Origin of the sequence: Bradyrhizobium sp. 62B, assembly GCF_030272265.2 — a bacterium.
In the GTDB taxonomy this organism is placed as follows: domain Bacteria; phylum Pseudomonadota; class Alphaproteobacteria; order Rhizobiales; family Xanthobacteraceae; genus Bradyrhizobium.
Genome location: NZ_CP092841.2, coordinates 4,045,842 through 4,060,465 on the forward strand (window position 1 = coordinate 4,045,842; position 14,624 = coordinate 4,060,465).

Consider the following 14,624-nt stretch of genomic DNA (forward strand, 5'->3'; position numbering starts at 1 on the left):
GGGAGAGGGAAAGAGCAGCGCGCTTCGCCGTTACGTGAACAACGTCGGCTGTTGCCGCGCCGCGCGCTCCTGCGCTTCGACCACCGCGACCGCCGTCATGTTGAGGATGCCGCGCGCCGTCACCGACGGGGTGAGGATGTGCGCGGGGCGCGCCGGTCCGACCAGGATCGGGCCAACGGGCAGCGCGTCCGCCAGCGACTTGATCATCTGATAGGCGACGTTGGCGGTGTCCAGGGTCGGCATGATCAGGATGTTGGCCTCGCCCTCCAGCTTGGAATGCGGCAGCACCATTCTTCGCGCAGCCGAGGAGAGAGCCGTATCGCCCTGCATCTCGCCGTCGGCCTCGATCTCGGGATGCTTGTCCTTCAACAGCTGGGTCGCCAGGCGCATCTTGCGCGAGGAGTCGGTGTCGTAGCTGCCGAAATCCGAATGCGAGATGAAGGCGATCTTCGGCTTGATGTTGAAGCGTTGAACGTGGACCGCCGCGAGCGATGCGATCTCGGCCAGCTCCTCCGCGCTCGGATTGGGGCGAACTTGCGTGTCGGCGATGAAGAAGGCGCCCTTGCTCGTGATCAACAGCGCCAGCGCCGCATAGTCGCTGATGCCCGGACAGAATCCGACGATCTCGCGGACATGGCGCAGATGGCTCATATAGCGGCCCTCGACGCCGCACAGCATGGCGTCCGCCTCGCCGCGCGTGACCGCGAGCGCGGCGATCACCGTGTTGTTGGTCCGCACCACGGTGCGGGCCGCATCCGGCGTCACGCCGCGGCGGCCGGCGACCTCGACATAGGACTGTACGTAGGAACGGTAGCGCGGATCGTCTTCGGGATTGACGAGGTCGAAATCCTTGCCGGCGCGGATCGAGAGGCCGAAGCGCTTGATGCGCGCCTCCACGACCGAAGGACGGCCGACCAGGATCGGCCGCGCCAAATTCTCCTCCAGCACCACCTGCGTGGCGCGCAGCACGCGCTCGTCCTCGCCTTCGGCGTAGATCACGCGCACCGGCTGGGTCTTGGCCTTGGCGAACATCGGCTTCATGACGAGGCCGGAGCGGAACGCGAAGCGCATGAGCTGCGCGGCATATTCGTCGAAATTGGTGATGGGACGCGTCGCGACGCCGGACTCCATCGCCGCCTTCGCAACCGCCGGCGCCACGCGCAGGATCAGCCGCGGATCGAACGGGCTCGGGATCAGCGAACCCGGGCCGAAACCGCCCGCCTCGCTGGTTTCGACCCCGAGCGCCACCGCATCCGACGGCGCCTCGCGCGCGAGCTGCGCGATGGCCTCGACGGCGGCGTGCTTCATCTCCTCGTTGATCGCGGTCGCGCCGACGTCGAGCGCGCCGCGGAAGATGAAGGGAAAGCAGAGGACGTTGTTGACCTGGTTCGGATAATCGGAGCGCCCGGTGCAGATCATGGCGTCGGGCCGCGCCTTCCGCGCCTCCTCCGGCATGATCTCCGGTGTCGGATTGGCGAGCGCCATGATCAACGGCTTGTCCGCCATCGCCTTGGCCATATCAGGCGTCAGCACGCCCGGCGCCGAGAGACCGATGAAGATGTCGGCACCGCCGATGACGTCGCCGAGCGTACGCTTGTCGGTCTTCTGCGCATAGACCGCCTTCCAGCGGTCCATCGTGGTGTTGCGGCCCTCGTGCACGAGCCCGTCGATGTCGCAGACCCAGATGTTCTTGCGCTGCGCGCCCATCGACACCAGGAGATTGAGCGTCGCGATGGCCGCGGCCCCTGCCCCCGATGCCACGATCTTGACGTCGGACAGCTTCTTGCCGTTCAGCCTGAGACCATTGGTGATGGCGGCGGCGACGATGATGGCGGTGCCGTGCTGGTCGTCATGGAAGACCGGGATCTTCATGCGCTCCTTCAAGCGCGTCTCGATCTCGAAACACTCGGGTCCCCGGATGTCCTCCAGATTGATGCCGCCGAAGGTCGGCTCGAGCGCCGCGACAGTCTCGACCACGCGGTCGATCGTGTCGGCGGCGATCTCGATGTCGAACACGTCGATGCCGGCAAATTTCTTGAACAGGACCGCCTTGCCTTCCATGACGGGCTTGGAGGCCAGCGGGCCGATATTGCCGAGGCCGAGTACCGCGGTGCCGTTGGAGACCACGGCGACCAGATTGGCGCGGGTCGTCAAGGTGGCGGCTTCCGCCGGGTTCTTGGCGATCTCGGTACAGGCCGCGGCAACGCCCGGAGAATAGGCCAGCGCGAGGTCGCGCTGGTTGGCAAGCGGCTTGGTCGCCTGGATCTCGAGCTTGCCGGGGCGCGGCAGACGATGGTAGGCGAGCGCCGCCTGGTGGAGATCATCAGAATAGGACGACATGCGGTCTCTTGCCTCGCGTTACCCGCCTCAAAATGCACGATCCGGGGCCGCTGTCCAAGCGAACCGTATTTCCGGGTCATGGAAACGGGATGAAGCACGCCGGGCGCCCCGGTGGCAACATCCGATTGCGCGCCCATCAACAGGGCGTGCGGCCAAATGTTTGAAAACCATAGCTTTCCCTGGACCGCGCGGCGTTTCGCGAATATGGCAGGTTGCGCGGTGCAGAACGAGCAACTGGAGCCGGAAATGAAGCGAATCCTGATCGGCCTGATCGTGGCAGCCGGGCTCGGCGCGGGCGGATGGTTCGGCTTCAACCTCTATGTCCAGCACCGGGCGACCGGCGAGGTCGAGGCGGCGTTCGAGCGGATCCGCTCGGGCGGCGGCAAGGCGAGCCATGGCAAGGTCACGTTCGAGCTCGCGACCCGGACACTGACCATCGAGGACATCGCGGTCGAACCCGCCCAGCCACAGCTCGCCAACATCAAGGTCGCAAAGGTCACGGCCGTCGGTGTCCGCCAGCCAGACGAGACCCATTTCTCGGCCGACAACATTGACCTGTCCGGCGTCGAGGTCGCCTACACGTCCAGCGAGCAGGCGAAGCTGAAAGCGAACTACAAGATCCCGCAAATCAGCGCGCGCGACTTTTACGGCCCGACCCGTGCAGACGGCACGCCGCTGTCCGGCTCGATCATCGACATGTACCGTTTCATGCTCGCGCAATACGCGACCGTCTCGGCGTCCTCGATCACGGCGCCGACCATCGCGGTCAACGTCGATGCCGGCAGCGGCAATGCCGGCAGCGGCGATTATGTTTATTCGGGTCTGTCGGTCCAGAACCTCAACCGCGGCAAGATCGAAACCGCGAAGACGGACCGCGTCAGCTTTACACTCGACCTGGCCCAGCCGAGCAAGCCCTCGAAAATGACCGGCGAAATGTCAGGTCTCGCCATCTACGATTTCGACGCGACCGCCGTCAGGGCCGCGCTCGATCAGCAAGTGTCGAGCGATGACAATTTTCACAGGATCTATCGACGCATTTCAGTGAATTCATATGTGGTGACGACGGCGCCAGGCGTGCGCGTGCTGATCGACGGCATCACCTTCGACGACATTGCGATCCGTCCCTCGAAATTCCGCCCGGCCGAGATCATCGCGCTGGTGCCGGCTGACGGCTCGATCCCCACGCCAGCGCAATCGCGCGACATGATCGAGAAGGTGGCCGACTTCTTCGAGGGCTTTCGGATCGGCAAGGCGGAAGTCGGCAAGCAAACGGTCGAGACGCCGCAAGGAACGGGACGGCTCAACGCGGTCAAATACGATCAGGACAAGATCGCGCTGGAAGGCCTGGAGATGCCGCTGCCGCAGGGCCAGCTCAAGATGGAGCGCTTCACGCTGAAGTCCTTCAGCGCGGGAAATCTGATGCGCTGGGCAGCAAGCCTGAAGACGCCGGGACAGCCGCCCTCGCCCGATCAGATGCTCGGCCTGTTCCGCGTGCTCGAAGGCGCCGAGATCAAGGGCGTGGTCTCGCCGTACAAGACGACGCGGCAGCTCTTCACCATCGACACGATCAGCCTGAACTGGGGCCAACTGGTCGGATCGATCCCGAGCAAAGCCAATCTGGTGGTGAAGATGGTCACGCCCACCGATCCCGCCAATCCGGCGCTACAGCCGCTGATCATGGCGGGCGTGGACAAGCTCGCCATCGACCTCGATCTCGGCGCGGCCTGGACGGAATCGACGGGCGCGTTCGCGCTTGCGCCGGCCACGATCGATCTCGGCAACCTTGCCAAAGCGCAAGTCGGCTTCGCGCTCGCCAACGTGCCGCGCGGCCTGTTCACGACCGATCCGGTGCAGGCGATGGGCCAGGCGGCGCAGGTCGAGACCGGTGCGCTCGAGCTCTCGCTGCGCGACAGCGGCGTCGTCGATCTCGTCGTCGCGCAGTTCGCGCGCATGCAAAATGTCAGCCGCGACGCCGCACGCAGCGCCATCGTCGAGATGATCAGGGCGCAAGGCGAGAAGATCGCGGGGGCCAGCGCCGATGCCAAGGGCGCGGTGGATGCGCTCGCCGGCTTCGTCGAGACATCAGGCCAGACGCTGACCGTCAAGCTCGCGCCGCGCGCCAAGGTGCCGCTGATGCAATTGATGCAGCTGATCCAGACCGACCCGGAGAACGCGCTGGCGCAGTTCAGGATCGAGGCGTCGACGGGGTTGTAGTTTGATCTCGTGTCCCGGACGCGGCGCGGCATGAAATGACGCGACGCAGAGCCGGGACCCAGAAAGCTTGCGGTTCACCGCGACATGGGCCCGGGCTCGGCAGCGCATCACTGCGTGCTGCGCTGCGTCCGGGGCACGAGACCAGGCGTGCAGCCTCACTTCTGCGGCAGGTTCACCCGCACATGCAGCTCGCGCAGCTGCTTCGTCGTGGCTTCCGACGGCGCGCCCATCAGCAGGTCCATGGCCTGCTGGTTCATCGGGAACAGCGAGATCTCGCGCAGATTGGTGGTGCCGCAGAGCAGCATCACGATGCGGTCGACGCCCGCGGCCATGCCGCCATGCGGCGGCGCACCGTACTGGAAGGCGCGGTACATGCCGCCGAAGCGGTCGACCACTTCCTGCTCGCCGTAGCCCGCGATCTCGAACGCCTTCACCATCGCTTCCGGCACGTGGTTGCGGATGCCGCCCGAGGCGATCTCGTAGCCGTTGCAGGTGATGTCGTACTGGAACGCCTTGATGGTCAGCGGATCCTGGCCCTTCAGCGCCTCGAGGCCGCCCTGCGGCATCGAGAACGGGTTGTGCGAGAAGTCGACCTTCTTGTCCTCGTCGTTGTACTCGTACATCGGGAAGTCGACGATCCAGGCGAGCTCGAACCGCTCCTTGTCGGTGAGGTTCAATTCCTCGCCGACCTTGTTGCGGGCCAAACCAGAGAACTTCCAGAACTTGTCGGGATCGCCGGCGACGAAGAAGGCGGCATCGCCCTCCTTGGTGCCGATCTGCGCGCGGATCGCAGCGGTGCGCTCGGGCCCGATGTTGTTGGCGAGGGGACCGGCGCCCTCGCCGCCGTCGCGCCACATGATGTAGCCGAGGCCGGGCTGGCCTTCGCCCTGCGCCCACGAGTTCATGCGGTCGCAGAACGCACGGCTGCCGCCGCCCGGCGCGGGAATGGCCCAGACCTGGTTCTTGGGGTCTTCGAGCATGCGCGCGAACACCTTGAAGCCGCTTCCGCGGAAGTGCTCGGAGACGTCCTGCATCTCGATGGGGTTGCGCAGATCCGGCTTGTCGCTGCCGTATTTGCGCAGCGCCTCGGCGAACGGAATCCGGCGCCAGCCTTTCGTCACCGGCTTGCCCTTGGCGAACTCCTCGAACACGCCGGTGATCACGGGCTCCATCGCCGCGAACACGTCTTCCTGCGTGACAAAGCTCATCTCGACGTCGAGCTGGTAGAACTCGCCCGGCAGACGGTCGGCGCGCGGGTCCTCGTCGCGGAAGCAGGGCGCGATCTGGAAGTAGCGGTCGAAGCCCGACATCATTAGCAGCTGCTTGTACTGCTGCGGCGCCTGCGGCAGAGCGTAGAACTTGCCGGGATGGATGCGCGAGGGCACCAGGAAGTCGCGCGCGCCTTCCGGCGAGGACGCGGTCAGGATCGGGGTGTTGAACTCGAAGAAGCCCTGCCCCTCCATGCGCCGGCGCATCGACTTGATGATCTCGACGCGCGTCATGATGTTCTGGTGCAGCTTTTCGCGGCGCAGATCGAGGAAGCGGTACTTCAGGCGGATGTCTTCGGGATATTCCTGATCGCCGAACACCGGCAGCGGCAGGTCGCCAGCCGGGCCCAGCACCTCGATCTCGGTGACATAGATCTCGATCTTGCCGGTCGGCAGATCGTCATTGTCGGTCCCCTCGGGGCGGCGGCGGGCCTTGCCGTCCATCCGCACCACGAATTCCGAACGCAGCTTCTCGGCCTGCGCGAATGCCGGCGAGTCCGGGTCGACCACGCATTGGGTCAGCCCGTAATGGTCACGCAAATCGATGAACAGCACGCCGCCATGGTCGCGGACGCGATGGACCCAGCCCGAAAGGCGGACCGTCTCGCCGATGTTGCTCTCGCGGAGCGCGCCGCATGTATGTGACCGGTAGCGATGCATGGTCGTCCCAAAATCAATGTCGGAGGGGTCGAATCGGACGGCCCTGTCACGGCCGGTCCGAGATTGCGGCAGGGTTTACCCGACAGGGCCCAAGGCGGCAACCAAGGGAACGGCCTGTTTTGGACCCGGAGGGCCCATTTTTGGCTTATCGGAGCCCAAGCCTTTGCCATCAGGCGTTCCAGCCCTATCTTGAGGCCATGACAGTGCATTTCCCCTTCCAGAACTCCTATTCGGCGCTGCCGGACAGCTTCTTTGCCCGCGTCGCGCCGACCCCGGTCACGGCCCCCCGGCTGATCAAGCTGAACCGGCCTCTGGCGGTCCAGCTCGGGCTCGATCCGGACATGCTGGACACTCCGGAAGGTGCGGCGATCCTGGCCGGCAAGACGGTTCCCGACGGCGCGGACCCCATCGCCATGGCCTATGCCGGGCATCAGTTCGGCCATTTCGTGCCCCAGCTCGGCGACGGACGCGCCATCCTGCTCGGCGAGGTCATCGACCGGGAGGGCGTCCGCCGCGACATCCAGCTCAAGGGCTCGGGCCCCACCCCGTTCTCCCGCCGCGGCGACGGACGCGCGGCACTCGGGCCGGTGCTGCGCGAATACATCGTCAGCGAAGCGATGTTCGCTCTGGGCATCCCGACCACGCGCTCGCTCGCCGCCGTCGTCACCGGCGAGCACGTCATCCGCGAGACCGCGCTGCCCGGCGCCGTGCTGACGCGCATCGCCTCCAGCCATATCCGGGTCGGCACCTTCCAGTTCTTCGCCGCCCGCCGCGACACCGACGCGATCCGCGCCCTCGCCGATCATGTCATTGTCAGGCACTATCCGCAGCTGCGCGAGGCGGAGCGCCCCTATCATGCCCTGCTCGCCGGCGTCGTCGCGCGTCAGGCCGAGCTCGTCGCGCGCTGGCTGCTGGTCGGTTTCATCCATGGCGTGATGAACACCGACAACAGCTCCATCTCCGGTGAGACTATCGACTACGGCCCCTGCGCCTTCATGGACGCCTACAACCCCGCACAGGTGTTCTCCTCGATCGACGAGATGGGCCGCTACGCCTATGCCAACCAGCCACGCATCGCGTTGTGGAATCTGACGCGGCTCGCCGAATGCCTGCTGCCGCTGTTTTCCGATGACCAAGAGAAGGCGGTCGCCGAAGCCCAGGACATTCTCGGCGCCTTCTCGGACCAGTTCAGTGCCGCCTATCAGGCGGGCCTGCGCAAGAAGGTCGGCCTGTTCACGGAGCGCGACGGCGACGAGGCCCTGATCCAGGACCTGCTGGATGCCATGGCCAAGAACCAGGCCGACTTCACCCTCACCTTCCGCAAGCTTGGCGACGCCGCGGCCGACGACGCCGCCGACGTCCGCGCGCAGTTCGTGGAGCCTGCGGCCTTCGACGAATGGGCCGGCCGCTGGCGCGCGCGCATCGCGTTGGAGCAGCAAGGCGCAGCCGAGCGGCAAGCCGCGATGCACGCCGTCAATCCGGTCTTCATCCCGCGCAACCATCGCGTCGAAGCCGTGATCCAGGCTGCCGTGCACGACAACGACTACGCGCCGTTCGAGGAATTGGTGCAGGTGCTGGCAAAGCCGTTCGAGGACCAGCCGGAGTATGCGGCCTACGCCGATCCGCCGCTGCCGGACCAGCGGGTGCTGCGGACGTTCTGCGGGACGTGAGGCGGGCACGACCGCGCACTACCATCTCTAATTGGTTCACCACGTGGATTGCGCCTTGCGCGGCGCATCTTCGTCCCGCGGGCGTTGTGGACACGTCCCGTGCGCGGGAACCGCTGTCATCAAACTGAAACACACGCGCTCTAACCGCCTGTCAGGGTCGTCTTGCCGGAGGCGTCCGTCCTCCAACCATCCCGACACAGCGCGCGCATGCCCTTCAAATTCATCCACCTCACCGACACGCATCTGGCGAACCCCGGCTCGACGCTTTACGGCCTCGATCCGCGCGCCCGGCTGGATGCGGCGATCGCCGACATCAACAAGCATCAGTCCGACGCCGCGTTTGCGGTCGTGACCGGCGACCTCACCCATTGGGGCGAGGCGGAATCCTACGCCAATTTCGCCGACGCGATGGCCGCACTGAAGATTCCCTACATCGCCATGGTCGGCAATCACGACAAGCGCGTCACCTGCCTCGACGCGCTGAAAGCCGCGCCGCGCGATGCCAACGGCTTCGTGCAGGGCACGCGGACCACCGAGCACGGCCTGTTCCTCTTCCTCGACACGCTGGACGAGACCAGCCACGCTGGCGAGATGTGCGCAAGGCGCCTCGGCTGGCTTGCGAGCACGCTTGCAGCCGCGCCCGCCGACCAAGAGTTCGTCGTCTTCATGCATCATCCGCCCTTCCCGGTCGGCGTCCACGCGATGGACGAGATCGGACTGAAGCAGAGCGCCGAGTTCGCCGAAATCATCGCGCCCTATCGCGCGCGCATCCGCCACCTGTTCTTCGGCCATGTGCACCGCCCGATCTTCGGCAGCTACGGCAAGATCCCGTTCTCGACCCTGCGCGGCACCAATCACCAGGTCTGGTTCGAGCTGGACGCCAATGCCACCAACCATCTGGCGAGTCACGAGCCGCCGGCCTATGGCGTGGTGCTGATCGCCGACGACAATCTCGTCGTGCACAGCCACGACTTCCTCGACCAAAGCCTGCGCTTCCCCTTCGAGCCTCCGGCGGGAGTGGACGGCCGCGACTATGCGCTCAACTTCGCGGCGCGGTGAGATGAGCCTCGCTGAACCCGCGGCTCTCCCGGTCGCGACCTCGGCAGCGCCGCGCCTGGATGTCCTGAGGCGCCTCACCATCCGCCTCAAAGCTTCGCTGCCGGCCTATCTGCTGCTGCTGCCCTCGCTGATCTTCCTCGCGCTCTTCACCTATGGCGCGATGGGACGCGTGTTCATCGATGCGCTCTATCAGCGTGCCACGCCCAAGGCGCCCCTCCGTTTCGTCGGTCTCGACAATATCGGCGCCGTGCTGGCCGATCCCGCGTTCACCGGTGCCGTCGTCAACAATTTGATCTACGCCGTCGGCACGGCGATCCCGAGCATCGCGCTCGCGCTGCTGTTCGCACTGGCGCTTTCGCGCACCCATGCCGTCAGCAGCGCGCTGCGCGCGGCGCTGTTCCTGCCGGTGCTGATCCCGATGGTGGCGGCCTCCGCGCTGTTCATGTTCATCTTCCTGCCCAATGTCGGCCTGCTCGACTTCTACATCGGCCGCCTGCTTCCGGTGCTGCCGAACTGGCTCGGCGACCCCGATGTCGCGCTCTACGCGATCATGGTCATCACGATCTGGAAGAACGCCGGCTATTACATGCTGTTCTTCCTCGCCGGCCTGCAGGCCGTGCCGGAGGACGTGATGGAGGCCGCTCATCTCGACGGCGCCGGGCCCTACATGCGCCTGCGCCACATCATTCTGCCGGAGCTCAAGCCCACCTTCCTGTTCGTCACCGTCATCGCGATCCTCAACGCGGTGACGCAGGTCGACCACGTCTTCGTCATGACCCAGGGCGGGCCGTCCAATTCGACCAATCTCGTGCTGTTCTACATCTACCAGCAGGCGGTCGAGCATTACGACATCGGCAAGGCCTCGGCCGCGACGCTGCTGACGCTCGCCGCGCTGATGAGCCTCACCGCGCTGTCGTTCCGCACCATGGCGAACCGCGAGGGCGGGCCATGAAGCTGTTCGATCGTCTGTTCAGAGACGCCCCGCTCGCCACAAGGGGCGAGATCACCCCAAAGCTCGGCTTTCTGCTGACCGTGCTGCTCGCGATCGTCTGGCTCATCCCTTTCCTGTGGATGGTCGTGGCGACGCTGCGACCGACTTCCGACGGCATCAACGCCATGGCCGAGCTGATGCCGAGCCTGAAGCCGACTCTCGACAACATCAGGGATGCCTGGGAGATCGGCGATTTCCCGCGCTACACGCTCAACACCACGATCATCTGCGCCGGCATCCTGCTGGTGCAGTTCGTCACGATCACGCTCGCGGGCTTTGCCTTCGCGCGCCTCGCCTTCGTCGGCAAGACGCTGATCTTCTATCTGTTCCTGATGCAGCTGATGCTGGTGCCGGTGCTGCTGATCGTGCCGAACCTGTCGCTGGTGGCACGGCTCGGCCTCTACGACACGCTTACCGGCGTGATGATGCCGTTCTTCGCCTCCGCCTTCGGCACCTTCCTGATGCGCCAGGCCTTCGAGGCGATTCCGACCGAGCTGGAAGACGCGGCCCTGATCGACGGCGCCAGCCTCATCCAGCGTATCCGCCACATCTACGTGCCGCTGTCGATGCCGAGCTTCTCGGCCTTCGCCATCATCTCCGTGACCAGCCACTGGAACGACTTCCTGTGGCCGTTGATGGTGATCAACTCGCCGGACAAGCGGCCGCTCACCGTGGGCCTGTCCGTCTTCACCAAGACCGCCGAAGGCACGCAGGCCTGGGGCACCATCGCCGCCGGCACGCTGATGGTGATCGCCCCGCTGCTCGTCACCTTCCTGATTTTCCAGAAGCGCTTCATCAGCTCTTTCGTCACCTCAGGCATCAAATAGGAGATTTTCCGATGCTGTTCTCCCGCAGGCTCATGCTGGGCCTTGCCACGGCAGGTTCTTTGGCAAGCGCCCTCGCCTTTCCCGCTCTCGCCGGCGAAGGCCCGACCGAGATCGATCTGTTCTTCCCCGTCCCCGTCGACGGCAAGCTCGCCCGCGACATGGGCACCCTGATCAAGGAGTTCAACGAGACCCACCCTGAGATCAAGGCGACCGCGGTCTACACCGGCTCCTATGACGACACGCTGATCAAGACGCGTGCCGCGATCAAGGCCGGCAAGCCGCCGTCCGCGGTCATCATGTCCGCCAACTTCCTGCTCGACATGCAGATCGAGAACGAGCTCACCAATCTCGATGCGCTGATCAAGGCCGACGGCACCACCAAGGAAAAGTTTCTGGGCCAGTTCTTCCCGGCGCTGCAGGGCAACGCGGTGATCAACCGCTCGGTCTATGGCGTGCCGTTCCACAATTCGACGCCGCTGCTCTACATCAACGCCGACAAGGCCAAGGAAGCGGGCCTCGATCCGAGCCAGCCGCCGCAGACCTGGGCCGAGCTCACCGACTGGGCCAAGAAGCTCACCAAGCGCGAGGGCGACAAGGTGACCCAATGGGGCATCGAGATTCCCTGCGCCTACGACTATTGCGGCTGGATGATGGAAACGCTCACCATGAGCAATGGCGGGCGCTACTACAACGAGGAGTTCGGCGGCGAGGTCTATTACGACACGCCATCGATGCTGGGGGCGCTCTCCTGGTGGAACGACCTCGTCACCAAGCACAAGGTGCATCCGCCCGGCGCAACGCCCGGACCTGCCGTCAGCACCGCGTTCATCTCCGGCAATGCCGCGATGATGATGCTGTCGACGGGCTCGCTCACCTATGTGCGCGACAACGCCAAGTTCAACTACAAGGTCGCCTTCATCCCGCGCAACGTCCGCAACGCCGTGCCGATCGGCGGCGCCTCGCTGATCGTTCCGGCCGGTCTCGAAGCCGAGAAGCAAAAGGCCGCCTGGACGCTGATCAAGTGGATGACCTCGCCCGAGAAGAGCGGCTGGTGGAGCCGGGCCACCGGCTATTTCGCGCCCAACATGGCGGCGTACAAGACGCCTGACATGGTCGACTTCCTGAACAAGAACCCGGATGCCAGGACCGCCGTCGAGCAGCTCGACGTCGCCAAGCCGTGGTTCGCGACCTACAAGACCGTGCCGGTGCGCAAGAACCTCGAAGACGAGGTGATGCTGGTCCTCAACGGCAAGAAGCAGCCCAAGGAAGCGTTGGCTGCGGCGCAGAAGGCCGCCGACGAAACGCTGAAGCCTTACAATGCGGAGACGTCGCTAAAGCTGCCGTAGGGCCGCCGATATTGCCCCCACGTTCGGCGCTCCGCGGTGCGGGGCGCCGAAGTCGTTTCTGAAGGGACGCCAGCTCAGATCGTCACAACGATCTTGCCGAACTGCGTGTTCGACTCCAGGAAGCGATGCGCCTCGACGATCTCCTCGAACCGGAACGTCCTGGCGATAATCGGCTTCAACGTGCCGTCCGAGAGCCCACCGAGGATGAATGCCTTCGCGGGCGCAAGCCGCTTGGGATCGCGGACGATCTCGTGCACGAGATAGCCCCGCAGCGTCAGGCTCTTGCCGAGGACGTTGAACAGAGGAAACGGCGTCGGCTCAGGGCTCAGCCCGCCATACTCGATCAAAATGCCGCCCGGCGACAGGGCCGCAGTCAGCGGCTCGAAGGCGGGGCCACCAACCGCGTCAAACACGACCCGCACGCCATTTGCGCCGGCGATGTCCGCAAGCTGTGCGCGGATGTCCTCTTCCTCCGTGACGACAACCTGGGCCGCGCCGACGTCTAGCAAGGCCTGCCGTTTGGCCGAGGTCCGTGTCAGGCCAACCGGGACAGCGCCGATCCGCTTCGCGATCTGAATGGCGGCAAGTCCGACACTGCTCGACGCCGCCGTGATCGCGACGACGTCCCCTCGTCCAAGTCCGGCGATGTCGACCAGCGCTCCGTATGCCGTCAGATACTGCATCCACACCGCCGCGGCCGCCTCGAAGCCGAGCTCGGGCGGATGCCGCACGACGAGTGCGGCGGGAAAGTTCGCAAGCTCCGCATAGGCCGGCCATCGCACCATCGATATCGGCGGCACGATGCTGACGGCGCCGCCAGGCGTCAAGTTGGCCACATCCTCTCCGACGGCCTCGACGATCCCTGCAGCCTCCAGCCCGAGGCCGGACGGAAAGCTTGCGGTCTCGATATAGGTCCCCCGCCGCAACAGCGCTTCGGCGCGATTGAGACCCAGCGCCTTGACCCGGATCTGCACCTCGTTCCTTGCCGGCGGCGCAACCCCGACGGTCTCGATGCGCAGGACTTCGGGGCCACCATGCTGATGAAAGCGAACGGCGCGCGGCATGAATATACTCCAAAACAGTTGAACCGAATGGAGCTGTGCCAGTCCCAGCGAAGCCGATAAACCGTCCAACCAAACGAACAGTCGAAACCAGGAGTTTTTAATCATGGATCGCCTGACCAGCATGGCCGTGTTCGTCAAGGCCGCCGATCTCGGCTCGTTTGCAGCCGCCGCCGACGCCTTCGAGATATCCGGCCCGATGGTCGGCAAGCATGTACGTTTCCTCGAAGATCGCCTCGGCGTCCGTCTGCTCAACCGCACCACGCGTCGCCAGAGCCTGACCGAGGCGGGAGAGGCCTATTACGAGCGCTGCCGTGCCGTGCTCAGCGAGGCTGAAGCGGCCGATGCCGTTGTTGCCGACGAGCTGTCCGAGCCGCGCGGCAGGCTGCGCGTGACCATGCCGGCCCTGCTCGGACGGCACTGCGTCGCGCCCGTGCTGACGAAACTGGCGCGAAGACATCCGCATCTCGAGCTCGATCTTTCCTTCGGCGACCCGATCGCAGATATCGTGGAGGGCGGCTATGATCTTGCGATCCGAACCGGTGATCTCGATGACCAATCCGGCCTGATCACGCGGCGCATCGCAAGCCAGCGCATGGTGGTATGCAGCGCGCGTTCGTATTTGCGCGCCAACGGCAAACCGAAATCGATCGACGATCTTGCCGCGCACCAGGCGGTCATCTATCGCCGCTCCGGCCGCGTCCGGCCGTGGCTGTTTCCGCAGCAAAGCGGGCCTCCGCGCGAGATCATGCCCGCCGGCAGACTGCGGTTCGACGATCTGGAGGCGATCGCCGATGCCGCTGCGCAGGGCATGGGGCTCGCCTGGTTGCCTTACTGGCTAGTCCGCGAACGCCTGAACGCCGGCATTCTTGTCGGTTTGTTCAATGGCCAGCCGGAATTCCTGTACGACTGCCACGCGCTATGGCCACGTTCGCCCCGGATGCCGCCAAAGCTTCGCGTGGCGGTCGACGTGCTGGCAGCCGCCCTGCCGAAGCTGATGACGTGATGGCGCCCTCGCCCCCATTAACCCCCCGTCCACCATCCGGCCCGTCGCACCGCCGGTAACCATCGCAATTAACAGACCCTCAACGCGCCCCCGACCAATCTATCAATGTTTCTGGAGATTTCGCCGTGGATCTGTTGGTTTTCGAGTTCCTGGGGCTGGCGCTGGTCGGCATGTGCGTGGTC

General features: G+C 65.2%; 10 protein-coding genes. 7 read left to right on the top strand and 3 right to left on the bottom strand.

The features are described 5' to 3' along the window. Positions 1–30: 30 nt before the first annotated feature. On the bottom strand, positions 31–2,340 hold the full coding sequence (locus tag ML401_RS19130) for an NADP-dependent malic enzyme (RefSeq protein ID WP_259211089.1): 2,310 nt from the start codon (positions 2,338–2,340) through the stop codon (positions 31–33). A gap of 246 nt (positions 2,341–2,586) precedes the next feature. Between ML401_RS19130 and ML401_RS19135 the strand changes: the two genes are divergently transcribed. After that, positions 2,587–4,554 carry a hypothetical protein gene (locus ML401_RS19135; RefSeq protein WP_285806572.1) on the top strand — a complete coding sequence of 656 codons (1,968 nt, stop codon included), beginning with the start codon at positions 2,587–2,589 and terminating at the stop codon, positions 4,552–4,554. A gap of 155 nt (positions 4,555–4,709) precedes the next feature. On the opposite strand, the gene aspS is transcribed toward ML401_RS19135, so the two are convergent. Beyond that, positions 4,710–6,482 carry an aspartate--tRNA ligase gene (aspS, locus tag ML401_RS19140; protein ID WP_285806573.1) on the bottom strand — a complete coding sequence of 591 codons (1,773 nt, stop codon included), beginning with the start codon at positions 6,480–6,482 and terminating at the stop codon, positions 4,710–4,712. Positions 6,483–6,679: 197 nt separating this feature from the next. Here aspS and ML401_RS19145 point away from each other — a divergent pair, with 197 nt between their 5' ends. The 5 genes from ML401_RS19145 to ML401_RS19165 all read left to right on the top strand — a co-directional run bounded on the left by ML401_RS19145 (position 6,680) and on the right by ML401_RS19165 (position 12,375). Then, entirely contained in the window at positions 6,680–8,152 is a 1,473-nt protein-coding gene (locus ML401_RS19145) for a YdiU family protein (protein ID WP_285806574.1), read from the top strand. Between the two features lie 207 nt (positions 8,153–8,359). After that, positions 8,360–9,211, top strand: a complete 852-nt coding sequence (locus tag ML401_RS19150) for a phosphodiesterase (RefSeq protein WP_285806575.1) — start codon at positions 8,360–8,362, stop codon at positions 9,209–9,211. 1 nt (position 9,212) lies between these two features. Next, a complete protein-coding gene (locus tag ML401_RS19155; protein WP_285806576.1) occupies positions 9,213–10,163 on the top strand; it encodes a carbohydrate ABC transporter permease in 951 nt (316 codons plus the stop codon). Then, positions 10,160–11,029 (top strand): carbohydrate ABC transporter permease, encoded by an 870-nt coding sequence (locus ML401_RS19160; RefSeq protein WP_285806577.1) that lies wholly within the window; start codon positions 10,160–10,162, stop codon positions 11,027–11,029. The genes ML401_RS19155 and ML401_RS19160 overlap by 4 nt, the downstream gene beginning before the upstream one ends. An 11-nt stretch (positions 11,030–11,040) precedes the next feature. Then, positions 11,041–12,375, top strand: a complete 1,335-nt coding sequence (locus tag ML401_RS19165; RefSeq protein WP_285806578.1) for an ABC transporter substrate-binding protein — start codon at positions 11,041–11,043, stop codon at positions 12,373–12,375. Between the two features lie 74 nt (positions 12,376–12,449). On the opposite strand, the gene ML401_RS19170 is transcribed toward ML401_RS19165, so the two are convergent. Beyond that, complete coding sequence (locus ML401_RS19170; protein WP_285806579.1) at positions 12,450–13,439, bottom strand: zinc-dependent alcohol dehydrogenase family protein; 990 nt, start codon at positions 13,437–13,439, stop codon at positions 12,450–12,452. A gap of 103 nt (positions 13,440–13,542) precedes the next feature. On the opposite strand from ML401_RS19170, the gene ML401_RS19175 reads away from it, so the two are divergent. Next, entirely contained in the window at positions 13,543–14,442 is a 900-nt protein-coding gene (locus tag ML401_RS19175) for a LysR family transcriptional regulator (protein WP_285806580.1), read from the top strand. Positions 14,443–14,624: the final 182 nt, after the last annotated feature.